This window comes from Acetobacterium wieringae (genome assembly GCF_001766835.1).
Taxonomy (GTDB): domain Bacteria; phylum Bacillota; class Clostridia; order Eubacteriales; family Eubacteriaceae; genus Acetobacterium; species Acetobacterium wieringae.
Map to the genome: position 1 here is coordinate 135,454 of NZ_LKEU01000010.1, position 23,991 is coordinate 159,444.

The 23,991-nt window shown below is 41.7% G+C and carries 29 protein-coding genes; 15 read left to right on the top strand and 14 right to left on the bottom strand.

Going from position 1 to position 23,991, the window contains the following annotated elements; translation table 11 throughout:
* Positions 1–107: 107 nt before the first annotated feature.
* The 4 genes from ACWI_RS01130 to ACWI_RS01150 all read left to right on the top strand — a co-directional run bounded on the left by ACWI_RS01130 (position 108) and on the right by ACWI_RS01150 (position 4,029).
* Complete coding sequence (locus tag ACWI_RS01130) at positions 108–704, top strand: TetR/AcrR family transcriptional regulator (protein WP_070369590.1); 597 nt, start codon at positions 108–110, stop codon at positions 702–704.
* A 26-nt stretch (positions 705–730) separates the two neighbouring features.
* Positions 731–1,615, top strand: coding sequence for an EFR1 family ferrodoxin (locus tag ACWI_RS01135; protein WP_070369591.1), 885 nt, complete (start codon positions 731–733; stop codon positions 1,613–1,615).
* Between the two features lie 567 nt (positions 1,616–2,182).
* Positions 2,183–2,743 (top strand): TetR/AcrR family transcriptional regulator, encoded by a 561-nt coding sequence (locus ACWI_RS01145; RefSeq protein WP_070369593.1) that lies wholly within the window; start codon positions 2,183–2,185, stop codon positions 2,741–2,743.
* Between the two features lie 122 nt (positions 2,744–2,865).
* Positions 2,866–4,029, top strand: coding sequence for an aldo/keto reductase (locus ACWI_RS01150; protein ID WP_070369594.1), 1,164 nt, complete (start codon positions 2,866–2,868; stop codon positions 4,027–4,029).
* Between the two features lie 182 nt (positions 4,030–4,211).
* Here ACWI_RS01150 and ACWI_RS18890 read toward each other — a convergent pair whose 3' ends face one another.
* Entirely contained in the window at positions 4,212–4,583 is a 372-nt protein-coding gene (locus ACWI_RS18890) for a hypothetical protein (protein ID WP_070369595.1), read from the bottom strand.
* Between the two features lie 416 nt (positions 4,584–4,999).
* On the opposite strand from ACWI_RS18890, the gene ACWI_RS01160 reads away from it, so the two are divergent.
* The 4 genes from ACWI_RS01160 (at position 5,000) to ACWI_RS01175 (ending at position 7,196) form a co-directional block, all read left to right on the top strand.
* A complete protein-coding gene (locus ACWI_RS01160) occupies positions 5,000–5,182 on the top strand; it encodes a hypothetical protein (protein WP_070369596.1) in 183 nt (60 codons plus the stop codon).
* The gene (locus ACWI_RS01165) at positions 5,179–5,742 is read left to right on the top strand and encodes a hypothetical protein (protein ID WP_070369597.1); all 564 of its coding nucleotides are present in this window, start codon (positions 5,179–5,181) and stop codon (positions 5,740–5,742) included. The genes ACWI_RS01160 and ACWI_RS01165 overlap by 4 nt, the downstream gene beginning before the upstream one ends.
* A gap of 243 nt (positions 5,743–5,985) precedes the next feature.
* Positions 5,986–6,690: a hypothetical protein gene (locus ACWI_RS01170; RefSeq protein ID WP_070369598.1), complete on the top strand. Its 705-nt coding sequence runs from the start codon at positions 5,986–5,988 to the stop codon at positions 6,688–6,690.
* Between the two features lie 239 nt (positions 6,691–6,929).
* Positions 6,930–7,196 carry a glutaredoxin domain-containing protein gene (locus ACWI_RS01175; RefSeq protein WP_070369599.1) on the top strand — a complete coding sequence of 89 codons (267 nt, stop codon included), beginning with the start codon at positions 6,930–6,932 and terminating at the stop codon, positions 7,194–7,196.
* Between the two features lie 217 nt (positions 7,197–7,413).
* Here ACWI_RS01175 and ACWI_RS01180 read toward each other — a convergent pair whose 3' ends face one another.
* The 4 genes from ACWI_RS01180 to ACWI_RS18360 all read right to left on the bottom strand — a co-directional run bounded on the left by ACWI_RS01180 (position 7,414) and on the right by ACWI_RS18360 (position 9,338).
* Positions 7,414–7,935 (bottom strand): hypothetical protein, encoded by a 522-nt coding sequence (locus ACWI_RS01180; RefSeq protein WP_175440868.1) that lies wholly within the window; start codon positions 7,933–7,935, stop codon positions 7,414–7,416.
* A complete protein-coding gene (locus ACWI_RS01185) occupies positions 7,863–8,198 on the bottom strand; it encodes a TfoX/Sxy family protein (RefSeq protein ID WP_070369601.1) in 336 nt (111 codons plus the stop codon). Before ACWI_RS01185 ends, ACWI_RS01180 begins: the two co-directional genes overlap by 73 nt.
* Positions 8,199–8,660: 462 nt before the next feature.
* Positions 8,661–9,008: a hypothetical protein gene (locus ACWI_RS01190; RefSeq protein WP_228878932.1), complete on the bottom strand. Its 348-nt coding sequence runs from the start codon at positions 9,006–9,008 to the stop codon at positions 8,661–8,663.
* 90 nt (positions 9,009–9,098) lie between these two features.
* A complete protein-coding gene (locus ACWI_RS18360; RefSeq protein WP_338076077.1) occupies positions 9,099–9,338 on the bottom strand; it encodes a 4Fe-4S dicluster domain-containing protein in 240 nt (79 codons plus the stop codon).
* 166 nt (positions 9,339–9,504) lie between these two features.
* On the opposite strand from ACWI_RS18360, the gene ACWI_RS01195 reads away from it, so the two are divergent.
* Entirely contained in the window at positions 9,505–10,284 is a 780-nt protein-coding gene (locus tag ACWI_RS01195) for a hypothetical protein (protein ID WP_070369602.1), read from the top strand.
* A gap of 117 nt (positions 10,285–10,401) precedes the next feature.
* Here the strand turns inward: ACWI_RS01195 and ACWI_RS01200 are convergent, their stop codons facing one another.
* Positions 10,402–11,382 (bottom strand): helix-turn-helix transcriptional regulator, encoded by a 981-nt coding sequence (locus ACWI_RS01200; RefSeq protein WP_070369695.1) that lies wholly within the window; start codon positions 11,380–11,382, stop codon positions 10,402–10,404.
* Between the two features lie 147 nt (positions 11,383–11,529).
* On the opposite strand from ACWI_RS01200, the gene ACWI_RS01205 reads away from it, so the two are divergent.
* Both ACWI_RS01205 and ACWI_RS01210 read left to right on the top strand, forming a co-directional pair.
* Positions 11,530–12,168, top strand: coding sequence for a type 1 glutamine amidotransferase family protein (locus ACWI_RS01205; RefSeq protein ID WP_070369603.1), 639 nt, complete (start codon positions 11,530–11,532; stop codon positions 12,166–12,168).
* A 328-nt stretch (positions 12,169–12,496) separates the two neighbouring features.
* Positions 12,497–12,874, top strand: coding sequence for a TnpV protein (locus ACWI_RS01210; RefSeq protein ID WP_070369604.1), 378 nt, complete (start codon positions 12,497–12,499; stop codon positions 12,872–12,874).
* 597 nt (positions 12,875–13,471) lie between these two features.
* Here the strand turns inward: ACWI_RS01210 and ACWI_RS01215 are convergent.
* Entirely contained in the window at positions 13,472–14,089 is a 618-nt protein-coding gene (locus ACWI_RS01215; RefSeq protein WP_070369605.1) for a TetR/AcrR family transcriptional regulator, read from the bottom strand.
* A gap of 248 nt (positions 14,090–14,337) precedes the next feature.
* Here ACWI_RS01215 and ACWI_RS01220 point away from each other — a divergent pair, with 248 nt between their 5' ends.
* On the top strand, positions 14,338–14,568 hold the full coding sequence (locus ACWI_RS01220) for a hypothetical protein (RefSeq protein WP_070369606.1): 231 nt from the start codon (positions 14,338–14,340) through the stop codon (positions 14,566–14,568).
* On the opposite strand, the gene ACWI_RS01225 is transcribed toward ACWI_RS01220, so the two are convergent.
* Complete coding sequence (locus ACWI_RS01225; RefSeq protein ID WP_070369607.1) at positions 14,555–15,094, bottom strand: nitroreductase family protein; 540 nt, start codon at positions 15,092–15,094, stop codon at positions 14,555–14,557. The genes ACWI_RS01220 and ACWI_RS01225 overlap by 14 nt on opposite strands.
* Before the next feature lie 185 nt (positions 15,095–15,279).
* Between ACWI_RS01225 and ACWI_RS01230 the strand changes: the two genes are divergently transcribed.
* Both ACWI_RS01230 and ACWI_RS01235 read left to right on the top strand, forming a co-directional pair.
* Positions 15,280–15,645 carry a winged helix-turn-helix transcriptional regulator gene (locus ACWI_RS01230; protein ID WP_070369608.1) on the top strand — a complete coding sequence of 122 codons (366 nt, stop codon included), beginning with the start codon at positions 15,280–15,282 and terminating at the stop codon, positions 15,643–15,645.
* Between the two features lie 95 nt (positions 15,646–15,740).
* The gene (locus ACWI_RS01235) at positions 15,741–16,292 is read left to right on the top strand and encodes a cysteine hydrolase family protein (RefSeq protein ID WP_070369609.1); all 552 of its coding nucleotides are present in this window, start codon (positions 15,741–15,743) and stop codon (positions 16,290–16,292) included.
* 194 nt (positions 16,293–16,486) lie between these two features.
* Here the strand turns inward: ACWI_RS01235 and ACWI_RS01240 are convergent, their stop codons facing one another.
* The 3 genes from ACWI_RS01240 to ACWI_RS01250 form a co-directional block, all read right to left on the bottom strand.
* Entirely contained in the window at positions 16,487–17,026 is a 540-nt protein-coding gene (locus ACWI_RS01240; RefSeq protein ID WP_070369610.1) for a cysteine hydrolase family protein, read from the bottom strand.
* A 50-nt stretch (positions 17,027–17,076) separates the two neighbouring features.
* Entirely contained in the window at positions 17,077–17,493 is a 417-nt protein-coding gene (locus ACWI_RS01245; RefSeq protein ID WP_070369611.1) for a secondary thiamine-phosphate synthase enzyme YjbQ, read from the bottom strand.
* A 127-nt stretch (positions 17,494–17,620) separates the two neighbouring features.
* Positions 17,621–18,799, bottom strand: a complete 1,179-nt coding sequence (locus ACWI_RS01250) for an aspartate aminotransferase family protein (RefSeq protein WP_070369612.1) — start codon at positions 18,797–18,799, stop codon at positions 17,621–17,623.
* A 142-nt stretch (positions 18,800–18,941) separates the two neighbouring features.
* Here ACWI_RS01250 and ACWI_RS01255 point away from each other — a divergent pair, with 142 nt between their 5' ends.
* Positions 18,942–19,382 carry a MarR family winged helix-turn-helix transcriptional regulator gene (locus tag ACWI_RS01255; RefSeq protein ID WP_070369613.1) on the top strand — a complete coding sequence of 147 codons (441 nt, stop codon included), beginning with the start codon at positions 18,942–18,944 and terminating at the stop codon, positions 19,380–19,382.
* A 29-nt stretch (positions 19,383–19,411) separates the two neighbouring features.
* Here the strand turns inward: ACWI_RS01255 and ACWI_RS01260 are convergent, their stop codons facing one another.
* The 3 genes from ACWI_RS01260 to ACWI_RS01270 all read right to left on the bottom strand — a co-directional run bounded on the left by ACWI_RS01260 (position 19,412) and on the right by ACWI_RS01270 (position 23,804).
* Complete coding sequence (locus tag ACWI_RS01260) at positions 19,412–22,300, bottom strand: ABC transporter permease (RefSeq protein WP_070369614.1); 2,889 nt, start codon at positions 22,298–22,300, stop codon at positions 19,412–19,414.
* 9 nt (positions 22,301–22,309) lie between these two features.
* Positions 22,310–23,008: an ABC transporter ATP-binding protein gene (locus ACWI_RS01265; RefSeq protein WP_070369615.1), complete on the bottom strand. Its 699-nt coding sequence runs from the start codon at positions 23,006–23,008 to the stop codon at positions 22,310–22,312.
* A 175-nt stretch (positions 23,009–23,183) separates the two neighbouring features.
* Positions 23,184–23,804: a TetR/AcrR family transcriptional regulator gene (locus ACWI_RS01270; RefSeq protein WP_070369616.1), complete on the bottom strand. Its 621-nt coding sequence runs from the start codon at positions 23,802–23,804 to the stop codon at positions 23,184–23,186.
* Between the last annotated feature and the right edge of the window lie 187 nt (positions 23,805–23,991).

Sequence of the window (23,991 nt, forward strand, 5' to 3'; positions counted from 1 at the left end):
AAGTGCTTGAAATGAATTGAACCATCGCGTTAAAAGAACCTCTTGACAAAATCAGATCATCGCTTTAAAATAAAACCGACGGTCGGTTTTTTAAAGGAGGAATTTTTATGGCTAAATGGGAAACAAAAGAAAAACGGATGAATGACATCGTCAATGCTGCCGTTGAGGTTTTTCTTGATAAGGGTTATGAAGGAGCCTCCATGGAGAGCATTGCCAAACAAGCGCAAATCAGTAAAGGTGGCTTGTATCATCACTTTGGCAGCAAAGACGAAATTTTATTTTATGCCAGTGAAAAGCTGAATGAACCAATTTATGAGTATGTTCACCTCGCTTTAAAAGAATCTGACCCGGTTGCAGGGCTTCAATTTTACATCCGGAACTATGTCTCATACTGGTTATCACACCAGAAGGAGCTTACTTTTTTCTTTTTAACCATGATTAAAGCCATTGCAACTCCGGAAATGTGGAAAGCGTATGCAGATTACTATACGCATATCAGCGACTTTATCAAAGCACTCTATGACCGAGGCATCAGCAACGGACAATTTGTTGAACACAATACCCGGGCCAGTGCCCTGACCCTGATGTCTGCACTGGATGGTGTCCTATCCTATCTGGTAATGAGTGAAAACATCGATCTTGATGCTGTCATTGGAGATTTTGAAGCTCAGTTTATCAATTCGGTATTAATCTCAAGGATTTAAGGTTTCTACCCAAGGAGGCTATTAGAATGAAAAAAATCGGGATCTTTTATTTTTCAGGTACCGGCAATACAGAAATTATTGCCCGGCTGTTAGTTGAGTCCTACAAACGTAGCCAAGTAGAAGTTGAACTATTTCGGATTGAGGATGTTGTAAATCATAAAAAGACATCAGTCATCAATGATTTTGATCTGATTGGAGTCGGTCATCCCGTTCTGGGATTTGGCGCTTCGGGTATTACTGACCAGTTTGCCCAGATGTTGCCCAGCTGCCCGGGGAAAAAAGCTTTTGTCTTCAAGACCGCCTCTTCTCCACACTACCTTAACCAGGGGGCGTCCGATAGGGTTATCCAGATAATGGAAGCAAAAGGCTATCGGGTCTTCCATAATTCTATCATTGCCATGCCCTGCAACTTGTTTATTAAATATGACGATCAACTAAATAAACAGTTATACCAGGCCGCCGTTAAAAAAGTAGAGCACATCGTCACCGATACCCTCAATGAACAGGAACAACATTTAAAAATAAATGGGATTCTAAGCAAATTGCTTCGGGTTCTTTACTATGGGGAAGAACATTATGGTGCCCAATACTTTGCGAAAGGCCTGGCAGCTTCGGCTAATTGCACGCACTGCAAAAAATGCGTTCGTGACTGCCCGACCAATAATATTTCTGAAGTGGAAGATGGAATCTCTTTTGGCTCCAATTGCATTTGGTGTATGCGCTGTATTTACGCCTGTCCCAATCACGCCATAAAAGCTAAACATCTGTCTGGCTGCGTGTTAGACCCCTACACCGGTGGATTTAATATTGATCAACTATTGAATAACCCTCAGATTGACGGCAACTATGTCACCGAAAAATCAAAGGGTTATTATAAGCATTTTATAAAATATTTTAGCGAAGCTGAGTAATAGTTTAAAAAAAATCCATCATCGTGTAGGACGGCAGCTTGAACAGTTCAAACTCCTCTGGAATCAGATTGGCAGAGACATCCGAGAAACATCCAGGACGTTTCGTTCGTCATATCCCGACTATACAACGAGCCATTTATTCCATCAAAGTAAGCTGCTCCTCAATTAAAGCTTTAGAAATATGCATCCGTTTAATGCCTCCACCATCATCTTGCCCAGCCCCAGAACCGACTCACTTGGCGGTTACTCTCCCCATTTTCTTTTGAATCTTCACGATCCGCTGAGTTCGCTTATCTGCCAACAATTCCTTCAACAACGTTATCCATTTCATTTGGGTCGATTTTTTAAATCCAGAATAAGCTAAGAATCCATGCTGGCGATCTACGGAAGCTGCATCTGTTATGAGCCCAATAGGCAAGCAGGTTATCCCAAATCTTTTTATTTCGTGAAGGCAGATAAAAAAGTTTAAAAGCAAAGTATGTCAGAAATTTTAATTGACTGAATAGTCATTTTGCAGTATAATCAACATCATCAAGATTCAGAAAAAGATTGGTCAGGAGGTATGAATTGGATAAGCGCGACAGACTATTAAGAGCAGCCTTAAAACTTTTTAATTTATATGGTTTTGATAACACCCCGACCGCTCGGATTACAAAAGAGGCTGGGGTGGCAACCGGAACATTGTTCAACTATTTCGGAAGCAAGGAAGAACTGATTAATGTGCTTTATTTGACCTGCAAAGAATCCTTGACCCGGCGATTAACCCTTGGGCTTGAACAAGAATCGACTTTCAGAAGCAAACTCAAACGGATTTATATTAATTACATCGGCTGGAGCCTTGATCATACTGAAGAATTTTTATTTTTTCAACAGTTCTGTAATGCTTCCTGTATCGGGGAAACCACCCGGAAAGAAGGGTTAAGTAAATTTAATAATATCATGGAATTAATTGCCGAAGGAATTGAGCAGGAAATTATCAAAAATGTCAGTCTGGATTATATGAGCAATCTGCTGATGGGTATTCTCAATGCGAACACCTATTATTTTATTGATAACCCCAGTTTGGCAGCCGACGACGGGTTTGTTGAAACATCATTTAATTTTCTATGGGACAGCATTAAAAACTAATTTTTTTGCAAATGAATGACTAATCAGTCATATTGATTGTACGTCATCACAGTTAAGATACAATGAAATCAGAGAATACTGATCAAAAGCGATTATAATGAATTAATGAAGGAGCTACGTATATGAATTATCGAATCAATCCTAAAAATGGCGACAAACTTTCTGCCCTGGGATTTGGGTGTATGCGTTTTGCCAAAGATGAAAATGAGGTTGAGCAACAGATCATCTATGCCATTGAAAATGGCGTTAATTATTTTGACACCGCCTATATTTATCCCAAAAGTGAAGTGATTTTAGGCCGGGTGCTGGCCAAAGGCTATCGTGACCGGGTAAAAATTGCCACCAAAATGCCCCCATATTTAGTAAAGAAATATGAAGATCTGGATAAGATTTTCAATGCCGAACTGGAACGGCTGCAAACTGATCGTATCGACTATTATTTCCTGCACATGCTTACCGATGTCAATATCTGGATGCGACTGGTCAATTTAGGGATTCTCAAATGGATCGCGGAAAAAAAACAGGCCGGGCAGATTATCAATATTGGTTTTTCATACCATGGTGGTCGGGACGAATTCATAAAACTGGTGGATGCCTATGACTGGGAATTTTGTATGATCCAATATAATTTTCTGGATGAAAATAAACAGGCTGGCAAAGGCGGTTTGGAATATGCTGCTGCCAAAGGGTTGCCGGTGATGATCATGGAACCCTTAAGAGGGGGGAAGCTGGTTACCAATCTGCCCAAGGAAGTTTATAAGGTGTGGGACAATGCTTACGTGAAGCGTTCCCCAGCGGAGTGGGCCTTTCGTTGGATTTGGAATCATCCCGAAGTTACGGTTGTTTTATCGGGCATGAATTCACAGGCGATGGTTGAAGAAAACATTAAAGTCGCTTCCCAGGCGAAAGCCAATGCCTTTACTGAGGCTGATTTCGGGTTGTTTAATCAGGTCACCCAAATACTTAGCGAAAAGATAAAAATCCCCTGTACCGGATGTAATTATTGCTTACCGTGTCCGAAAGGTGTTGACATTCCTACGTGCTTCTCAACCTATAATGATCGGGAGATTGAAGGAAAAACAGCGGCGCTTAGCAAGTATATTATGCAAACCAGTGTCAAAAGCCAGACGAGTAATGCATCTCTTTGTTCAAAATGCGGGAAATGTGAAAGCCATTGCCCCCAGAATATAAAAATAAGAGATGAGCTGGCGACTGTTGCCAAAACCATGGAAGGCTTTTATTATAAGCCAACCCGATTTTTAATCAAACGCTTTATGAAATTGTAGCGTCGTTTTTATCAATTCAATCAAAAATATCAAGATAAAATTACGGAAACCTGTTACCAGCGAGTGGCAGGTTTTTTGTCGTTTCAGAATCGCTGAAATTCTCTAAACCCGCAACACTTATCGGAAAGGATTGTAACAACGTTTGTTCTTCCCGCTAAATCTGCCAACGAACCTCCTCCACCTCAGCCTTTTGGCTTCACAATGTTTTGAAACCATTTAACCCCAAACAGAGCTCCCAGTGCTATAAATGGCACCAGCAGCAACAACCCCAACCAATTGCTATTGCCAATAATCAGGATCATCATAATCTGAAATGACACCACTGCCGAACAAGCCAGGGTTGCCATAATATTGGCTTGTCGGGCTCCTTTAGCGGTGCGATACAGGGCTTTAAAAGCTGGCAACGAGTGCAAAATCGCCAACACAAAAAATACCGCTGCCGGTATAACAATGAAGTCCCCAATCTTCGCTTGATAAACAAATTGCAACAGTTTCGAAACTACTGAGAGCAGCACGCCAATGGCAAGAAATAGAATATTTTTTCTGTCTTTCATTATTTCAGATCCCTCCTTTTTCATTTTCAATAAACAGAGCCTTTTTTGTTGTCTTTGCCAATGCCAGTGATCTTCCCATGGCTCGACTATTTTTGTTAAAAAAACTGGTTTGCCACCGCAACATCCCGCAATACTTCCGGATCGTTTCTTAGGTTCGAGACTGGTTTGATATTTGGCATTCTCAACGACTCCTTTCCAGTTGATAAAATCATATCCTTATTTGATGTTTTATTCAACTGCAAATACTTGGCGTCGGTTCATTTGTGGAGTATCTCTCAAATCAGCATAAGTCCCCCTGGCATCAGGGCTTCTGAACTATCCGTTTATTTACTGTGATCTAATCACCGATTTCAAAAAAAGCCTTTGATACAATAAGAGACATTCACCTGATTTATCAATTTTTTCGGAGGTATAAAATGTATACTAAAATAATAGGCTCACTTTTCGGTGGCGCATTGGGGCTTTTTTACTACAAACTGCAAAGCTGTCTCAACGGCAGTTGGCCCATTACTGCCAAACCCCATCGAACTGGTATTTATGGAACCATTCCTGGTTTTATGACCCGTTCTTCGTTTTTAATTACAGGTGCTTTTGTATGAAAAACAATCAATTCTTATTCCTCCTGGTCCTGACTTATTTTGCTTTGGGGTTTGTCAATATTCACTTTGCCATTTTAGGTCTCATCTGTATGATATTACCCTTTATTTTATTATTTAGAAACCGTAAAAAGACCTGGTGCCAAGGCTACTGCCCCCGGGCCAGCCTGCTGAGCACGACCGGTAAACTTACTTCGAAATTATCGTTGAAAACGCCAGCCTTTTTTATCCAGGGTAAGATAAAATGGATTATGCTTATCTATTTTGGTATCAGCCTAACCTTTATCACCATGACCACCATTCGTGTTGGATTAGGCTTTTCACCCGCTTTGGAATACCTGCGTTTTCTGATTGTGATTCCCCTGCCATTTGAAATGCCTCAATTGATCACATTTGAAAGACTCCCAGCCTGGTTGACGCATCTGTCCTACCGTTTTTATTCCATGATGATGACCACCACGTTTATCGGTGTGATCCTGTCACTGGTTTATAAACCACGCACCTGGTGCACCATCTGTCCCATTTCAACCATTTCCGGCGAGTATATAAAATATACACGTTGACCTCTTGTACATTCCACAGAGTATGGTTGTTAAAATCAACACGCATCCGTATTCCACAGTGACGACAAATTCGATAAAACTTGACAATTCGCTACTCCTTGATAACGCAACGCTTGCAGGGTTTATCAAACTCGCCAGACTCCTTACTGATAACCTTCGCTTTTACGAATTTTATTTTAATCAATGGATTTACAATCAAAATAAACTTAGTTATAATAAATAAAAAAATCTGGAGCGTTGTTTATGAAGACATTTAAGTACAGTACGATTGTGACCCTGGTTCTGACGGTTTTATCTGCAATTGCGATTTTTGCGATTGACGATATAATCCCCGATTTAGTTGTCGACCCGTTTAAAAGTCATATTCTTAATAACCTCGATAACTACAATTCGTTTCTTTTTGGCATCTTTACCGGATCGCTCGTCAGTCTGATTGTCGCAATTGTCAGTTATGCCACCGAACGCCGACGGTTGATTGCCGAAATCTGGAATAATGCCAGAAAACTCAATGTCAATTTTAAGTTGCTGCTGCTCGACAACATTGACTATAACGGGCTGACACCTGAAAAACTGATTGAAACCGTTGAAAAACAGGCGTTTAACCGGCAGGTTCGCGAATGGCTGAGTTTTTACAGTGCGTCCTACCTGATCAGTATTACCCAGCTGGATTTTCTGTTCAATCGGGGAAAAACGATCAAACAGATCAAAGCGATTGATAAAAATGTCGACGTCTTAAAGTCCGTCGCCGACAGTCTGATGAATGCGTTTTTGAACAAGCAGCTGAACAACAACTATGGCGTCGTTGAGATTGAGAATGTCTTTAAAGTGATTAGCTATCAGGACGAGGAACAGGTGATTCAAACGATGGAGCGACAGCTGGATGACCTGCTGGCGTCTTTTAATAAAAACAATATCCGCCACCATATGAACATATCCCGGCAAGCGTAACACTACAATTGCTCTCTTCCGGGTATGTGTTCACTTTTTAGCGCCTTCATTTACCGCATTAACTCGGTTTATCCTAAACTGCTTGATAACCTGTTTAATTTTCTCCGTTTTTGAATACCTCCGTTTTGCCACCCGGTTTTTGAAACGTTTTTTTGAAAAATACTGGCGTTTTAAGTGACCAGTGGGGGGTAGAATAATACCATCACATTGATCCCTGATGATGTAAAGAAAGGAGACCCATGAAAAAAGAAATAAAATTGTATACCTGGCCGTTTTGTCCGTATTCCAATGGTGCCAAAAAACTGCTTGATGAACGTGGAATTGCCTACACCGATGTTGATATTTTTAAGAATGACGACCTGCGTTATCAGTTACAGGCAGAAACCCATCACTATAGCGTCCCCTTTATTTTTATCGGGGAAACCTGTATTGGCGGCTTTTCGGACCTGAAAAAACTCGACGAGGAAGGCGAACTGTCTGACTTGATTGACGAGATAAAGGATTAATGCACATAAAACGGCTATCTCACACTAGCCGTTTTTTCTTCGTCTAAAATATCCATAAAGATGGTTTGATGCCTCACGCAGCGGTTGTTTAGCGCATCATAAAGATTTCATTGCGCTGATTGTTTCGGATTGTCGAAGCTTTAATGTCGTTAAAACAATATATCGCCGCTATGGCAGATTGGCTGTGACAGCCTCACATCAAATGTGCCCAACGTTTTTAATCAAAGTGAATCGGCATGGTCTTAATCGCTGCGCCAACAACAGCTGCTGTGATCGCAACAATATCAATCCCCATCGGAAATCGAAAAAGCAAACTGATTGCAAGGTAGACACAGCAAAGCAATGTCATTTTTAAAAACACCTTTAAATGCGCCCCTGCATATGCTTTTCTTTTTTCACTGCCCGCTGCTTTTGCTTCCTCAAAGCTGGGCCCGCCATTAATCCAGTAGACATATTCACCAGCATAAATCATCCACATTAATCCATCAATGGCAAGCACCATGAACATCAGGATCATTTTAACCTCAGCACCCGCCCCCCAAGTAATCTTTAAGTGTTCCTGCATTATTCTGTTGATCCCCATTGGCATCAGGGTGCTTGCTGCCAGAAAGAACAGCAGCCACAAAACCAATGGTTTGTAAGTCTTTTTATATGCTTGCTGATTCATCATTTTTTCTTTTTCTTGGGTTTGGGCATTGGCAGTTCCTGATAGCTGGCCCGCAACAATTCCCCCAGCCACTCCCGGTCATCCAATGATTCAATCAAAAACTGTGGCTTGGCCCCGGGGTATGGCAGCCCCTCCTCAACGGTTGTCAGGTGTTCTTCGATCATGGAACGCCCCACTTCGGTTTTCTTTAAAAAAAACTGATTATCGCAGATCAGACCCACAATTTTTTCGTCAAGATAGATGCCATATTCGCCAAACATTTTTCTGCAGCTGACGTTTCCCGCTGCCATTAGTTGATCACAAACATACTCTGCAAATTCCTTACTGGTTGCCATTGTTATCTCCTTTTATATTCTGGTCAGATACAAGCCGACAAACTACCTTACGCGCCAATTATTTTAACCAGCGCCCGCTTTTCCCGTTTTCCTTCACATAACACAGGCATAACTCGGGGACGTTTCGTTCGTCATATTCCGGTTAGACAAAGGTGCTGTTTTTTTACATTTCATCGACTTGTGTTTATCATAAACTGACCCATATTTGATTAATTATACCATCCATCAGCCTTTTGGTCTCACAATATTTTGAAACCATTTGTAACCAAATAGTGCCCCCATTGCTTTCCCCAGTACCGTCTCAATTGTTGGATACTCCCCTCTGTGATGCAAGATCATTTTTTCTTCGGATTGAGCAATGGTAGTTACTGATAGGCAGACCGCAATTACAAACTTATCTCTGACAATTTCTGTATTAGACAGAATTCACAACCACACAATAACCATCTTCTTGATACTCATTCATTTTTTATCTTTTTCATTTACCTCATTAACCCGGTTCATTTCAAACTGATCCATCACCTGTGACAGATTTTCCGAATTCATTAGCGCTGTTGGGAAATCAGAAATCGAAAGTGAATTGACCCACGAAACCGCTTGATCTTTATTTTGCGGTTTATCGGACAATGGCAAAATACGAATATTGTAGTCAACAATGGGAATGTCGTTTTCAACTAAGATGGTTTCCAAAGCTTTGGCAACTTCAGCAATTTTATCATAGGAAACATCTTCACTAAACAACGTCACATCGATCGTAATAGGCAATGGCGGATTGTGGATATCCACTTGCATGTCGCGCTCAAGTAACAAGAAATTCGCTTCCTTGACAAAACGAAATGCAAGGCTTACTTGTTTCTATATGTGTAGTCCCTTTTGGGGGCATTCCTCAATGCATTTGAATCACAGAATACATTCCGTTCCATTTATCCGTTTTCGAGAATTATTTGTCATCTCAACATTCATCGGACATACCTTTTTACAGCGGCCACAGCCGTTGCACTTTTCTTCATCTATTTTAATCCTAAGCAGTGAGAAATAACTCGCCGGTTTTAAAAAGATTGTAATGGGACAAATATATTTACAAAATGCACGGTTATCCTTGCAATCAAATGCAAGAATTGTTCCAATACCAAAGTACATGATATTTCAAATTATAAGCTATAAAACATGATCTGAGATAAGTTTGACACCTGAAACACAAACAAATCAATGTTGGCAATACTAACAAAATTATAATTATTGCCGATAATAGAAAAGATAATGAATATAAAGACACACCAATTTGCAAAAAGGGGGCAATGTTTCGATGAAAATAAGTTCTGTTGTTAAAAATTTCTATAGCAGCTACAATCAAATGACAGAAAGTCAAAAATCAATAAAAAAAAGCCAATCATCCAGTCAGTCTGTTTCAAAAAAAACGGATACGCTTAGTATTTCAAAAGAAGCCTATGAAACGCCGGGAAGTGACGAGACAATGCGTGCCACATCAGGAAAAGACTCGCTTGGAATAACCAAGGGCGAGAAAGCAAACAGTTTTGTTATCCATTTTTCTGATTCCGCAATGGTTAGCAGGGCTATTTCAAGAGGCTATCTTACCGTTAACGGTGTCGATATCCAGCTTTCTGATGATGTAAAAAAGCAATTAGCGGAAATCGACCAGCAGGCCCAGGCGGATCGGGAAGCGGCCTTTAATCAACGTAATCTGGCCCATAATCTGGCGGTCTCCAAACAACAAAGTGAATCCTGGGCCAATGCCTACAAAGATTTAGCGGAAGCGATTGAAATCGCCGCCAAAATTTCTGCGGGCGGAAAAGTGTCCAGTTCTGACCTGAAAAAATTAATGGAGACAAGTCCGCAGCTGTATGCGATGGCAATGGCTGCAAAGATGATGGCAGAAAGTCAGGAAAGACAGGAAAGACAGACTGAAACAACTGGCAATGAAGAAACAGGTAAAAGTAATGCCACCACTCAAGGCGTTAGCTGGTCCGATTTTGAATGGAAGTCTTATGAAGCACAGATGCATGTCACCTTAGATGGAACGCCATCCGTTACCAGTGTCGAAAAAGGAGAATTTATTCTTGAATAATAAAAATGCGCCCTCAAAACCCAGTGCAATCATTTCAAAAACGACAAATACGATAATTGGCATCTAAATTTTAAGAAATCTCACCCGTTTCCTCTCAACAAATAGATATTTTTATGCTTATTCTTCTTTAATCACTAGCCCGCCCCCTGATTCGTGCTCCCTGTCCGCATTTTCATATAAAGCAGCAATATCCTGGATTCTGCGTTTCATTTCCGCACGGATATGGGGCGGCTCCAAGCACTCGCATTTATCGCCAAAACTTAAAAGAATCGTGAAGTAATAGTCGTTCTCGATGAAGGGAAAATAAGCAATGTAATGGTCATCGCCGTCTGGCAAAATGTGTTCATACGGGCAATAATCAAGAACCCGGTCGAGGATCGATTGATGAATGCGGATTTTAATTTTTGTCTGCATCGTCGCCAGCGTATCCGAAAAATCCAACTCCAGTTTGTGATGTTCTCGTGGTACAAACGTTTTTTCTTCCATTTGCAGGTTTGAGATGCGGGACAGTTTGAATAAGCGAAAATCACTTCGTTTGTGGCAATACCCATGCCAATACCAATGATTACTTTTTAATAACAGCTGATACGGCTCGGCTGTTCGGGCGGTTTTATTGCCATGGCGGTCGGCATAGTCAAAGGATAGCAGCTTGTGTTCCTGTAACGCTGTTTTGACAATTTCCAAATAGGCTTGTATATTCCGGTTGCCCATCCATGGACTTAAATCGATATAAATCTGATTTGCCTTCAGTTCAATGTCTTTGGCGCTGTCGGCGGGAATAAAGCTCTTAACTTTGGCCAGGGCGTTTACCAGTTCATCCCCCCGAATCATTGTTGAAAGATTAGAAAGACCCATCAGGATCGCCGAAAGGTCGGCCGTCGAAAATACTTTTTTATCAACCTTGTACGTATCCATGATGGCAAAGCCACCGCCCACTCCCGGTGTCGAACAAACAGGAATACCCGCCATGTTGATCGCATCGATGTCACGATAAATGGTGCGGGGGGACACTTCAAACAGATCTGCCAACTCCTGTGCGCCGATCCGCTCTTTTTCAAGAAGAATCATAATAATACTAATCAGCCGGTCCACTTTCATCGGATCGCCGCCTTTCAATTTTTTAACTTTCTTTTTTTTCATTGTAAATTATGGCCATACTGTTGTCAACAATTGCAAGGTATAATAAAAGAGCAACCAGGCATTACCTGTTTACATTTTAAAACACAATGAAAATGGAGGAAATTTATGTTTACGATCTATGTTTACGTTCTTGATACCTTGGCCGACTGGGAACTGGGCTATGTTACGGCAGAGCTTAATTCTGGTCGCTTTTTTAAAAAGGGCGCCCCACCGGTCTCGCTCAAAACAGTTTGCGCTACCAAAGCACCGATTACAACCATGGGCGGGATGACAGTCGTACCCGATTGCCTGATTGATGAGCTTGTGATGAGCAAAACAAGCGTCCTGCTCTTGCCGGGTGCCGATACCTGGAACGACCCCAAGCATAGCGCAATCATTAAAAAAGCCAGCGAATTTCTCGCTTCCGGTGCGACAGTAGGGGCCATCTGCGGGGCAACTGCTGCGCTTGCCAACTTTGGGCTATTAGATAATCGTCCGCATACCAGCAATGGCCCGGGATTTCTTGAAATCTTCTGTCCCGCTTATAAAGGCCAGGAATTTTATCTCGACCAGCCATCGGTTTCCGATCACAACCTGATTACGGCAAGTTCCACCGGCGCTTTGTTGTGGGCCAGACAGATCATTGAGCATTTGGATCTTTTTCAGGCAGACACCCTGGCCGCCTGGTATGATTATTTCAGTTCCGGCGAGCCCAAGCATTTTTTTGCCCTCATGGCGACCTTGCCGTCTGGCGATAACAACTGAGCGACTATTGTAATAAATAGCACAGCGCCATCGATCATACGGGATGGCTGTTTTGCACGACTTTCTGAACCTTGAATTTAATTCTTAAAACCTTCTTTACTTCATTCCGAAAGATACCGAATTAACGATGAAAAATAAATATCCGGTTGAGTTTTGGGTAAAAATATTTCACGACCGAAAAAATCAGGCCGAGAAAAGTTTGCGTCTGAGAAATTCCCGGTCAAAAACATGGACTCACGCAAATTGAGTCGCTTAAAAAATCTCGGTAAATTCGAAAATTGCAACATCGCTTTCGGAAAGGTTTGCACATTTGAAGGAGAAGGATTTAATGAACTCGGATCAATCCAAAATCGACCCGACCCTAACACCCGTCATTCAAAATGAGTATTTCGACAACAATACCCTTGATGCGTTTCATGTCATCAACCAGTCAGAAATCGGAAAATATGAGGCGCTGCGTTATCGTTATCTCAAAGAGCATAAGCAACACTTATTCCTGGAGCTGTTTTTCCAGGATAAACTCGGCGAACACCTGCGGACAGTCGAACAGTCGGCCCGCAATCGGCTCGATCAGATCATGGGGTGCCTTCTGGCTAGACATCCGGCGCCTGACCCGAAAACCAGCCCGTTAACCTGGGTATGGCACATGAACCAGCTCAAGGAACAGGCCCATGCCATTGTCGTTTCGGAACTGATTTACAACTAGAAGCAACACAAACACGAAACGAAGCGTTTTTCTTCGTTTGAAACTATCAAAAAGTCAGCTAAACCAGCTGACTTTTTGTTATACTAATGTTTAGTGCCAGATGCTAACTTGCTACTTCATGAATTATTCAAATTATTAAGTTGTCAAACCTTTTTTTTTAATAATCAATGCCATAAAAAACATATAATCCCAAAATGGCCGTAAAAGCGGTTGCCGCAAATACGCTAAACCTTTCAGTAACACCAAAATAATCAATTGTACTAATCCCGTGCCAATTGCTCCGATTAACATACTTGATAGGCTAATTGTCGCAAGCACTGCCATGGACACATATTTTTTCTCTCGATAATCATCGGTTTTATCCGCAAGTGTATCATAGGCTTGATCGTAGCCGCAGATGTCATGACAGCTCAGTATGACTTCGCCCTCGCCTTCATCAATATAGACTATTCTTCCATATGATGTTTCTACTTTATTCTGGTATGTTTCAAATCGTGCCGATGCTTTTTTCTATTCGAGATTAAATTTTATTGCGATCACGCCAATACAACTAAGATTCCGCTAATAATCATAATAACTTTTTTCTTCTTCAAATGATCATACCTGCCTGCTGTAATTTTCCCCAAATACTCTTATATGTTCATTTAAGTAACCCTTAATCTGTTCTTCGTTCTCAGGATTACAGTCGTATTGTTGAAACAGTAAAAGAATCGGGCCATAAAATTGAAGCGCAATGATTTCCGGATTTTCTTCCCTGAACAATTTACCTTCAACGAGCTTGGCAAACGTCTTACTATGTTTATGAACCGCCCCTAATAAATAGGTCTCACCATACTGTCTGGCTGCTTGTTCATTGCCAAACTGTTCTCGCATTAATAATTTTCTATAATTTGATACTAACGGATCTTTCGTAAAAAGAGAAAACAGATTCCAGGATATTTCACATAATTTTTCAAGTGATAATTCCTTATATGCCTGTGCAACGTCTTCTGTAACTACCTCGGGAACTTCATTTTCCTGATAAACCAATTCGATTCGCTCTTTCATGCTCACCATGATACTGTCTAAAATGTCTTGTTTGTTTTTGAAATGCTTATATAGCGCACTCTCACGCACACCTACAGCACTTGCAATATCTCTTACTGATACGCCTGAAAAACCTTTCTGCGCAAATAAATCCAACGAAATATATAATATTCGCTCCTTAGTATCCATAATCGCTCCTTTAATCATGCACCACAAGTGAACAAGTGTTAACCTAATAATAGTTAACACTTGTTCACTTGTCAAGCGCATTAATTAGAAAAATCCCCGCCTCAAGCTGCACACTTAAAGAGGCTGCGGGGACCACTCTGTTGGTTTATAACGGCATAAGCCGAATATCTTGACGTTTTAAATAGTCAGCGGTGGGTAGAATAATACTATCAAAGTGATTCCTGATCACAAAAGAAAGGAGCATTTACATGAAAAAGTTCTTGGTTCTCTTGCTTGTGCTTACCCTCTTTTTGCTCTGCGGATGTACCTCCGGAACAAAAAGCAGTGGTGATTCTTCCTCCCAAACTGATCAGACATCCAACAGCACGTCTTTGAACAGCTTTGAAGTCAGTTCTTTTAAAACAAAAGATGGCAATGACTCCTACATGCGAATGGCCAGTATTGAATCATCTCGACGCTGCCAAATTAGAAAAACTTGACAATCTCTGCAACTGTTTTTCTTTTGGGCATTTTAGGTTCCTGGGTGCCATAACCCAGTGCAATCACCGAAACGATGGTTTCATCTTGGCTGATTGACAGCATTTCCCGAATTTTATCGGCATCTCGAATACCCATGACTAAGGTATCCAAGCCCAGATCGATTGCCTTAAGGATCAAGTTTTCATTGTGTAAACCCAGATCATAAAGTCCCCAGCCGTTTCCCAGTTCATTGGTCGGTTCACCATCCGGGTTGAAGCCAGAATCATTTTTGACAAAGGTGGTCACAATCAACACTGGTGCATCTGCCGAATTCTTTGCATTAAACGGTGGTAGACAGGCTTCTTTAAATCTTGCCAGCGTTTCCTCGCTCTGAATAACATAATACCGGGCTGTTTGCGAATTTTTCCATGATGGCGCCAAAATCGCCGCCTCGAAAATTTGATTTAACGTGGCTTCATCAACCTTTTTATCCGGATCATACTTTCTGACACTTCTTCTTAATTCTACAACTTCCTGAAACTCCATAATTACCTCCCGATTATTTTTGTTTATTATACCGCTTTTGGCCCAGTAAATAACGTAATTATTCTTTTATTTGTTAAGACTAGCTTTGAATCTGTTATAATAATCTTAAGTATGCCAGGTTTTGCGCCCGTTAATTTTGTCCCGTCAAAAGATGCAATGCCGATCATTAAAAAGAGGAGTTATCTATGAAAATCCGCACGGACTACACCTGCCCACTTGAAATTGTCCACGACATTATCAAAGGTAAATGGAAAACCATTATCATTTTTCAAATGCGAGCTGGTGCTGTTACGCTTTCTCAACTGGAGAAAAGCATCGCCGGCATCAGTCAAAAGATGCTCCTGGAGCAGCTTAAAGAACTTCGCCATTTTGGCCTTGTCGCCAAAGAAAATGCCCCCGGTTATCCGCTTCATGTTGATTACTATCTCACCGAACGGGGCAAGCAGATCCTTAAAGCCATTGAAATTATGCAGGACGTTGGTATTGACTATATGGTTGAACATCATCTGACTGCAGTTTTGGATCAAAAAGGAATTTGTTATCCCCGCTAATTGCCCGGGCATTTATCAGCCTACCCACAAAAAAGTGGGTAATTTACCTCCTACCCAAGATGAATTATACTGTCGAAAACAAGGAGGTTTAAGAAATGAAAAAAGCATTGCTCCTAATTGATATCCAAAATGATTATTTTACTGGTGGACGTTTTGAACTCAATCAAACTGATGCCGCTGCCCAAAACGCCCAAAGCGCATTGGCGCTCTTTCGGAAAAAAGGGCTCCCGGTTTTTCATGTTCAACACATCAACCAAAACCCGGAAGCACCCTTTTTTGTCGCTGCTACCGAAGGGGTCAAAATCCATCCCCTGGTATCACCCTTACCTGGTGAAAGGGTGGTTATCAAACATACCCCGGATAGTTTTTTTAATACGGATTTATTACAACTGCTTAAGGAATTGTCGATTGAGCAACTGGTGATCTGTGGCATGATGAGCCATATGTGTATTGACACAACGGTTCGTTCTGCCAAACGACTGGGATTTGCAATAGAATTATTGAGCGATGCCTGTACTACTAGAGATCTGCTCTGGGAAAATACTCCGGTTCCTGCTGCCCTTGTTCACGCCGCTTTTATGGCTGCTTTGCAAAACACCTTTGCTGATGTGAAGGATACCCATACTTTTATCAAATCCAATTCCTAAAGATCGCCTGATCATTATCACCAGCGCTATTGCCGAAGGTAACGTTCTCACATCCAATGGGGCATGACAAACAAAATATCCCAATGTCATGCCCTGATCCAAGACAGAGTCTGCAAATCCTTTACTGGTCGCCATTGTTGTCGCCTCATTTTGGGTTTATTATACCTCAAAAAATTGATTTAAAGAACTGACTATTACCCATTTGCTCTGCGGTTAATAATGCAGATCTGCATGCTGGCCATCACATCCAAAGCTGCCGCATTCAAACAATCATCATTGCTGGCGACACAGCTGGCATCAACAATAATTTCCGCTTCCGGCAAAGCCGCCTTGGCCAGCACAGCATCCGAGATCAGACAAATATTTGACACCACCCCCACCAGCTCGACCTGGTCATAGTGGTTCGCCGCCAGAAACTCAGCCAGCTCCAGCGATCCAAAGGCGATCTTTTCAATACAGGTGTCGGTATCCCACCGCAGCTTTGCCACCTTGCCATAAAGCTCCCAACCGGGGGTTCCTTTGATACAGTGAACAACCGGTAAATTTCTGCCTTCCTGGGTGTTCAGATAATCGGCCGTATGGGTGTCATAGGTAAATAGAATTTCCTGGCCTTTCTGGCGATATGCCATTATTTTTTGGGCAATCGGTTCCTCAAGGAGTACCGCCTGGGGAAAGCCGAGAGCCCCATCCACAAAGTCATGCTGGTAATCAATGACAAGTAGAATGCTCTTCATCTATTTCACGCTCCTTCTTTATGCTGGTTGGATTCAGACTTCTAAATTTTTTACTCGCCAATGATTTTGACCAGCACCCGCTTATCCCGTTTGCCATCAAATTCAAAATAAAAAATCTGTTCCCACTGGCCAAAATCCAGCTTGCCGGCGGTGACGGCTACCACAGTTTCTCTTCCCATAATCGTTCGTTTCAAGTGGGCATCGGCATTATCTTCATAACCATTATGCCGATACTGACTATAGGGCTTTTCCGGCGCTAGTTTTTCAAGCCAGAGCTCATAATCCTGATGCAAGCCACTCTCATCGTCATTAATAAAAACACTGGCCGTAATATTCATCGCATTGACCAAAATCAGCCCTTCCTGAATGCCACTTTCTGCCAGGGCTTTCTCAACATCTCTGGTAATATTGACCAATCCTCTTCGTCTGGGCAAATTAAAATGCAACTCTTTGCGATAAGAAATCATTCTTGACTCTCCTTGTTTTTCTTTATTCTACTACTTTTTATCATAAAATTCAGCAATTTTTCAAAAGATGTTGATGGCATCGAATTTTCCATCGTATCCCCCGGACAAAGTCGGGATAAATTTACATTTAATCCAAACAAACTTTTAAAATCCCAATCATTTCATCGATCTGTTTCTTCTCGATCACCAAGGGCGGTAGGAATCGCAATACATTTGGTCCGGCGGTGATGATAATCAGTCCCAGTTCCTGGGCTTTGGCGATGACATCTGCAACCGGTCGATCCAGTTCAAGGGCTTGCATTAAACCCATCCCGCGTCGTTCTTTGACTCCCGGATAGTCCCTGACCAGTTCATCGAGTTTCGCTTCCAGATAGCTGCTGACTGCTGTGACATGAGTCAGCAAATCCGTCTCCTCATAGATATCCAAAACCACCGAAACGGCAGCTCCCGCCAGGGGATTAAAGCCGTAGGTGGTACCGTGATCCCCCGGTTCTAAAACCGCGGCAGCTTTTCCCCGGGCCGCAAACGCCCCGACAGGAATTCCGCATCCGAGGGCCTTGGCTGAAGTCACCACATCTGGGATGACGCCATATGCCTGGTAAGCGAACATTTCTCCCACCCGTCCCATGCCGCATTGGATTTCATCCAGCATCAACAACAGATCATATTCTTCGCAAAGCTTTTTCACACCGCTTAAAAACTCGGCGGTGGTCGGATACAGGCCCCCTTCGCCCTGAACGGTTTCCATTAATATGGCGCAGGTTTTTTCATTGATCTGCGCTTTGACACTGGCCAGATTATTAAACTGGGCAAACTTGATATTTGGCATCATCGGACCAAAAGCTTCCTGGTATTTTGGCTGTCCGGTAACCGCCAACGCCCCCATGCTGCGGCCATGAAAGGAGTGATCCATGGCAATGATTTCGCCTGCGGGACTGCCAGTCTTATTAAAATAAAATTTACGGGCAATCTTTAGCGCCCCTTCAATGGCTTCTGTTCCGGAATTGGTAAAAAACACCTTCTCCATTCCCGATACCTGAATAAACTTCTCGGCCGCCTCAGCGGATGGCTTGTTATAAAACAAGTTGGAGGTATGAATGAGTTGATCGATCTGGGTTTTCAAGGCTTCATTATATTTTTTGTTTTGATAACCTAAGGCAAACACGCCAATGCCCGCTGCAAAATCAAGATATTTTTTTCCTGCATCGTCAACGAGATAAACCCCTTCCCCGGATTCTAATACAATCGGATAACGATTATATGTTTTTAAGAAATAGTTGTCAGCTTTTTTAATGGTCTGATTCATTATTTTACACGTCCTTTCAAATTTGTTTGTAATTGTAACATACGGCTCTTTTAATTGCAAGTAACAACTATTGCTTTTATCAAATATTGCAAGCGCAAATCAAACATGCTACAATAAACACAGCTTAAAGGAGGTGGCTGTTATGAATCGAGCACAACCAAAACAATTTAGAGAACAAATACGAATCCTGGAGCGAAAACTGGGACTCTTGAAAAAAAATAATGGCAGCTGCTGCGCCGCCGTTCTGACCCTGGCCCAATGCCATGCTGTAGTGGAAATCGGCCGTATTAATAGCATTTCTTTAAAGGACTTAGCCGTCATCCTGGCCATCGATATAAGCACCACCAGCCGCACCGTGGACGGACTTGTAAAAAAGGGATATGTCCAACGCACCCCTTCACTTGAAGATCGGCGCAGTGTTGACATATCCCTGACTGAATCTGGTATGGTTATATTTGAAACGATTGAAAGCAATAACGATACTTTTTTTGCAGATATTTTTGATAACATCCCCAATGAAGAAAAAATGAATGTCCTTCATGCCCTTGACGTCATTCTGGCCGCTTTTGATCAGGAATCTTAAGCCCGGTTGCTATAATTAAGTCCCCCCTGCTACTCGCGTTCTTTTAAAATCTCTACCAGGGAAATCTTTTTCAAATGTCTGCCGACCATAAAATTCACGATGGCGTAAGCACTTAAAATAATCGCCACCATGATCAGATAGGATTGGGGTGACATGGTGGCATTCATGCCAGCTGAAACATTGGATACCATATAAGGGTAAATCTTATTAATTATCATTTTAGAGGCCGGAATGGCAATAAGGGTCGTGAGCGCAACCGTATAAAAGGTGGTGCCCAGGTATAGCTTTTTTATTTCCCGTTCATTATAACCAAACACCTTGATTAACGAAATGCTGAAGGCTGATTTATCAATCATCATTTTTACCAGTAAATACATCACAATCGCAAAAAGTAGTACCGATGCGGCCAGAATGGTAATTACTAACCCATACATCATGGTGAACATTTGTCTGGCCGCAGCGACCATTTTATCGACCGTTATGACCGTAGCGATTCTTCCGGCTTCAATATCCAGTTCCTGATCAGACATCAGGGTATTATAGTAGTCCTCTTCCTGTCCAAACAGCTCACGCATATCTTTAATATCCATGAAAATATAGAGGCCACTGGCAAAATTTACCACCGCTTTAACCCTAAAATTATAATTTCGATCGGTCAGATTATCGAAAAGGGTAATTTCATCTCCGACCCGATAACCGAACTTACTGGCGACCGAGTCAGAAATGACCACCTCATTTTTTTCGCCATCCAGCGAAAAATCAAAATAGGGGTTTTGATCATCAATGCCCTGAACCGTCACGTCCATCTCCCCCCCGGTCAAATAAAGGTCTGCGGTTAAAGACTCGGTATAAGCTTTAGTGGCATCAGTGGGGGCCGTTTCCATCGGATACTTCAGCAAGTAAAGATAATTGTACTCAACGTCGGATGCCACATTATTGACATAGGCACTAATACTCCCATAAATACTAAAGCCAAAAACCATCAGTAGAATAGCAATAGAAAGTCCACAAAACAGGGTGATGTTTCCCCGGATTTCACGTAATAATTGTCGAATCCGATAGCGATTAATAAAACCCATCTCCTTCAGGTCGATACTTGTCAGCTGATGCTGTTTCTTTTCTCGTCTGAGCAATTTAAGCGGCGCTAAGGATAGTTTGCTGTTGATAACTGTATAATTGACAAGCAAAGCAATCAGGATCGGTAGCAAAACACCATAAATCAAAAGATAGGGTGGAAATACCATGGCATATCCGGGATAAGAATAGTAGGCAACATTCTCCTTAATATTTTCGCCAATCAGCATAAACCCTAAGCCGGTCCCCAGCAGTGCTGATGCAGTGACAACCAGCATCGGCAGGATCATAAAATGTTTGAGTAGTTCTTTTTTTACATAACCCATTGAATAGAGCGCCCCGATCACGGCACTTTCCTTATCGATGGTATGAATCACAAATACTGAAATCATATAGGCAATTAGGGTGAGTATAATAACTCCCGCAATTAAAGCGGAGTTTTTATTGATGGCGGCATCGCTTTTACAGCTTGTAATCCGTTGATTATCACCAGCTTCTAAAAAAGTGATTAGATTGACATATTGATAAGCCATATTTTCATTGATAAAATTGGTGACCTGATTTTTTAGTTCTCCCATTCCACTGTTTAACTCGGCCGAGCCATTACTCAAGGTATTGACCCCATTTGCCACAGCCTCACTGCCTTGATGCAGACTATCTGCGCCTGCTGACAATTCCACCGACCCGGAATAGGCCGATTCGACACCATTGGTATAGGCTGTTAGTCCATCTTTAAAGGCTTTGTAGCTATCCAGTTGCGCTTTCATGGTATTTAGCACAATCACAGTATTCGCATCGGAGCCGTCAATGGTTTTGATTAAGCTGTCAATCACGCTGCTGTAATTATCGCCGGTAACCGTGACTGTCATCCCCATATTTGCAAATTCACTATTTACCTGCGCAAGCATCCCCTGAAAAACATCGTCAGCTGCTTGATTTAAAGTAGTATTGGAATTTGTCAATTCTTCTAAACCTGAGCTCAATTGATCGGTGCCACTTACCAGACTGCCTGCTCCTTCTGCCAATTCATTGCTTCCCTGTTTGAGTGAGTTGGCTCCATTTGCCAGTTTTTGCGTCCCATCTGCCAGATCATTAACGCCACCGGATAAATCATTCTTGCCTTTTTCAATGGTATCGATGATTTCTTGCATATATTTATTGGCGACCTTTGTTTTATCAAAATCCAGATCAACTAATTTTTCTTTTAGTTCTGAATCAGTCAGTTTCCCATCCAATTTATAGCTATAATTATATTCAACATTGATATCTTCTGCTAACAGTTGATTAAATTCCGACTCAGATACAAATCCGATGCTGAATTGTTTTAAATCCGCCAACACGTCCGAAACATTTTGGACAACATTGGAATAATCCGGCACTGTTCCGATCCCGGTCACCTGATAATTCTTTTGATCTACCTCAATAGATTGGCCAACCCTTATTCCATGCTTTTCGGCATAGTGTTTCTCCAGAACGATTTCACCCCTATGATCGGCCAGTCGTCCCTCTTCCAGCTCAATAGTATTGATACTATTTCGATTCTTAAAAATCCTGAGAACCGATTTCTCTGGACCGGACAAATCAACATAGAAGGCTGCTTCGGTTCTTGCGCCCATTTTTTCAAGTTCCTGCTGCTGGTTTTCGGTTAGGGGAACATAAACCGAAAATTCTCCGTCTTCCAGTTGATTCTTTTCATTATTTTTATCAATCGTATAATTGACCACATCCGTAGAGCCAGCCATACTCACGACCAACCCCAGCGAAAAGATGATTAAAAATGCCAATGCTCCATATCGTGCCCAGTTTTCTTTTAACTCCCTGATGATTCGCTTATTCAAAATCATTGAAATAACCTACCATTCCAGTTGACTGGCCGGTTTCAATACCGTATTGGCGTAGTCTTGACTGATTTGACCGTCTTTGATTTTGATGACACGATGAACCATCTCTTTAATCGCAGTATTATGGGTAACAATGAACATGGTGGTACCATATTTTTTATTAATCTTCTCAATCAGCATCAAAATCTCCCGAGATGCCTGATAGTCCAGCGCTCCGGTCGGTTCGTCACACAATAACAGTTCGGGGTTCTTGATCAGTGCTCTGGCAATGGCACACCGCTGTTGCTGCCCTCCTGATAATTGGGAGGGAAATTTTTTCTGATGCTCGGTTAACCCCAATACTTCCAGCAGTTCATTGATATCCAGTGGTGTTTTTGTCAGGTATTCGCAAACCTGGATGTTTTCTTTAACCGTAAGATTGGGAACAAGATTATAAAACTGAAAAATAAAACCCAGCAAATTTCGTCGGTATAGTGACAATTCTTTGGGATTCAGTTTAGAAATCTCACTATCACTTATTTTTATGCTGCCACTATCGATGGTATCCAACCCGCCGATGGTATTAAGCAGGGTCGATTTCCCCGATCCGCTTGGCCCCAATATCGCACAGATTTGACCCTTTTGAATGCCTGTGGATACCCCTTTAAGCACTTGGACATAGCTGCCTCCTTCGCCATAACTTTTTTTAATGTCATTCACTTCAATAAACATTTTTGCCCCTTTCATATTTTAAATATCAATGGCTTTTCTGAAACTTATTATTGTAGATTAGCCAAAACAATTTGATGTTTGCGTAGCATAACAGTGTTATGTTTAATCTAAAAAATAAAATTGAATTCCGGATTCGAATTCAATCGTATTTTTCTTTATTTAAAATTTCATCAAATCACTTTTTTAGTATCGCCAGCCAACCTCCGGTCAGGTATTTGGCAATGACCTCGGCTTGAATTAAGGCTTCTTCTAAAGTCAATCCGTGGGTCAGCAATTGAGCAAAGGACGACGTCTCCAGATGCGCCAGCCAATGCATGGTGTAGGGATTGATCTCATTTTCTTTTTCATTTTCAGAACTTATGTGATCTAAAAATTGCAACGTGTTTTTTTCCATTAAGTCGACCAGTTCATCATAGAAATTCTCATATGCTGATCCATTGGCTTTACTGAGAAGTAAAATAAACGCCTCTTTATTGGCATACATATAGGTTACAAACTCTCGCCCCTGCTCTATCCCATCGGCAATTAATGCCTCTGGGGTCGTTTTTGCCTCCACATAAATAGCTTGCTCTTTTTCAGTATGATGGATAATGATCATTTTTATTTCATCAGCAACTTTTTTAACTAATGCCGCAAACAGATCGTTCTTATCTTTAAAAAAGAAATACAAGGCTCCCGTTGTAACCCCGGCTTTTTTGCAAATCTTTCGCATTGACGCTTTTTCGTAGCCCAATTCAAGAAACTCATCCTTGGCAACTTCTAACAATCGTTCTCGTGTTTCTGTTTCATTCCCCATTTTGCACCTTTAGTCTAACTATTTTAGATAACAGTGTTATGTTATCATGATAAACCCCTGCTGTCAATCCTTAGCGGTTTCCTGGAGCCATTTATAATTGGGGCTGTTTCGTCATATTTCTTTTTTCATTTGCCGCAATGGTTTTCGTTGGTGTATACTCATGATGAGTACGTCAAAATCCATTAAA

Coding starts and splice junctions, on each gene's coding strand:
- ACWI_RS01240 (WP_070369610.1), bottom strand. CDS start 17,026: ATGAAGAGCATTCTACTTGTCATTGATTACCAGCATGACTTTGTGGAT.
- ACWI_RS01185 (WP_070369601.1), bottom strand. CDS start 8,198: ATGGCAACCAGTAAGGAATTTGCAGAGTATGTTTGTGATCAACTAATG.
- ACWI_RS01270 (WP_070369616.1), bottom strand. CDS start 23,804: ATGGGGAATGAAACAGAAACACGAGAACGATTGTTAGAAGTTGCCAAG.
- ACWI_RS01195 (WP_070369602.1), top strand. CDS start 9,505: ATGAAAATAAGTTCTGTTGTTAAAAATTTCTATAGCAGCTACAATCAA.
- ACWI_RS01255 (WP_070369613.1), top strand. CDS start 18,942: ATGAATCGAGCACAACCAAAACAATTTAGAGAACAAATACGAATCCTG.
- ACWI_RS01250 (WP_070369612.1), bottom strand. CDS start 18,799: ATGAATCAGACCATTAAAAAAGCTGACAACTATTTCTTAAAAACATAT.
- ACWI_RS01150 (WP_070369594.1), top strand. CDS start 2,866: ATGAATTATCGAATCAATCCTAAAAATGGCGACAAACTTTCTGCCCTG.
- ACWI_RS01170 (WP_070369598.1), top strand. CDS start 5,986: ATGAAGACATTTAAGTACAGTACGATTGTGACCCTGGTTCTGACGGTT.
- ACWI_RS01215 (WP_070369605.1), bottom strand. CDS start 14,089: ATGGATACTAAGGAGCGAATATTATATATTTCGTTGGATTTATTTGCG.
- ACWI_RS01225 (WP_070369607.1), bottom strand. CDS start 15,094: ATGGAGTTTCAGGAAGTTGTAGAATTAAGAAGAAGTGTCAGAAAGTAT.
- ACWI_RS01165 (WP_070369597.1), top strand. CDS start 5,179: ATGAAAAACAATCAATTCTTATTCCTCCTGGTCCTGACTTATTTTGCT.
- ACWI_RS01130 (WP_070369590.1), top strand. CDS start 108: ATGGCTAAATGGGAAACAAAAGAAAAACGGATGAATGACATCGTCAAT.
- ACWI_RS01205 (WP_070369603.1), top strand. CDS start 11,530: ATGTTTACGATCTATGTTTACGTTCTTGATACCTTGGCCGACTGGGAA.
- ACWI_RS01175 (WP_070369599.1), top strand. CDS start 6,930: ATGAAAAAAGAAATAAAATTGTATACCTGGCCGTTTTGTCCGTATTCC.
- ACWI_RS18890 (WP_070369595.1), bottom strand. CDS start 4,583: ATGAAAGACAGAAAAAATATTCTATTTCTTGCCATTGGCGTGCTGCTC.
- ACWI_RS01235 (WP_070369609.1), top strand. CDS start 15,741: ATGAAAAAAGCATTGCTCCTAATTGATATCCAAAATGATTATTTTACT.
- ACWI_RS18360 (WP_338076077.1), bottom strand. CDS start 9,338: ATGTACTTTGGTATTGGAACAATTCTTGCATTTGATTGCAAGGATAAC.
- ACWI_RS01260 (WP_070369614.1), bottom strand. CDS start 22,300: ATGATTTTGAATAAGCGAATCATCAGGGAGTTAAAAGAAAACTGGGCA.
- ACWI_RS01230 (WP_070369608.1), top strand. CDS start 15,280: ATGAAAATCCGCACGGACTACACCTGCCCACTTGAAATTGTCCACGAC.
- ACWI_RS01210 (WP_070369604.1), top strand. CDS start 12,497: ATGAACTCGGATCAATCCAAAATCGACCCGACCCTAACACCCGTCATT.
- ACWI_RS01265 (WP_070369615.1), bottom strand. CDS start 23,008: ATGTTTATTGAAGTGAATGACATTAAAAAAAGTTATGGCGAAGGAGGC.
- ACWI_RS01160 (WP_070369596.1), top strand. CDS start 5,000: ATGTATACTAAAATAATAGGCTCACTTTTCGGTGGCGCATTGGGGCTT.
- ACWI_RS01135 (WP_070369591.1), top strand. CDS start 731: ATGAAAAAAATCGGGATCTTTTATTTTTCAGGTACCGGCAATACAGAA.
- ACWI_RS01245 (WP_070369611.1), bottom strand. CDS start 17,493: ATGATTTCTTATCGCAAAGAGTTGCATTTTAATTTGCCCAGACGAAGA.
- ACWI_RS01200 (WP_070369695.1), bottom strand. CDS start 11,382: ATGAAAGTGGACCGGCTGATTAGTATTATTATGATTCTTCTTGAAAAA.
- ACWI_RS01220 (WP_070369606.1), top strand. CDS start 14,338: ATGAAAAAGTTCTTGGTTCTCTTGCTTGTGCTTACCCTCTTTTTGCTC.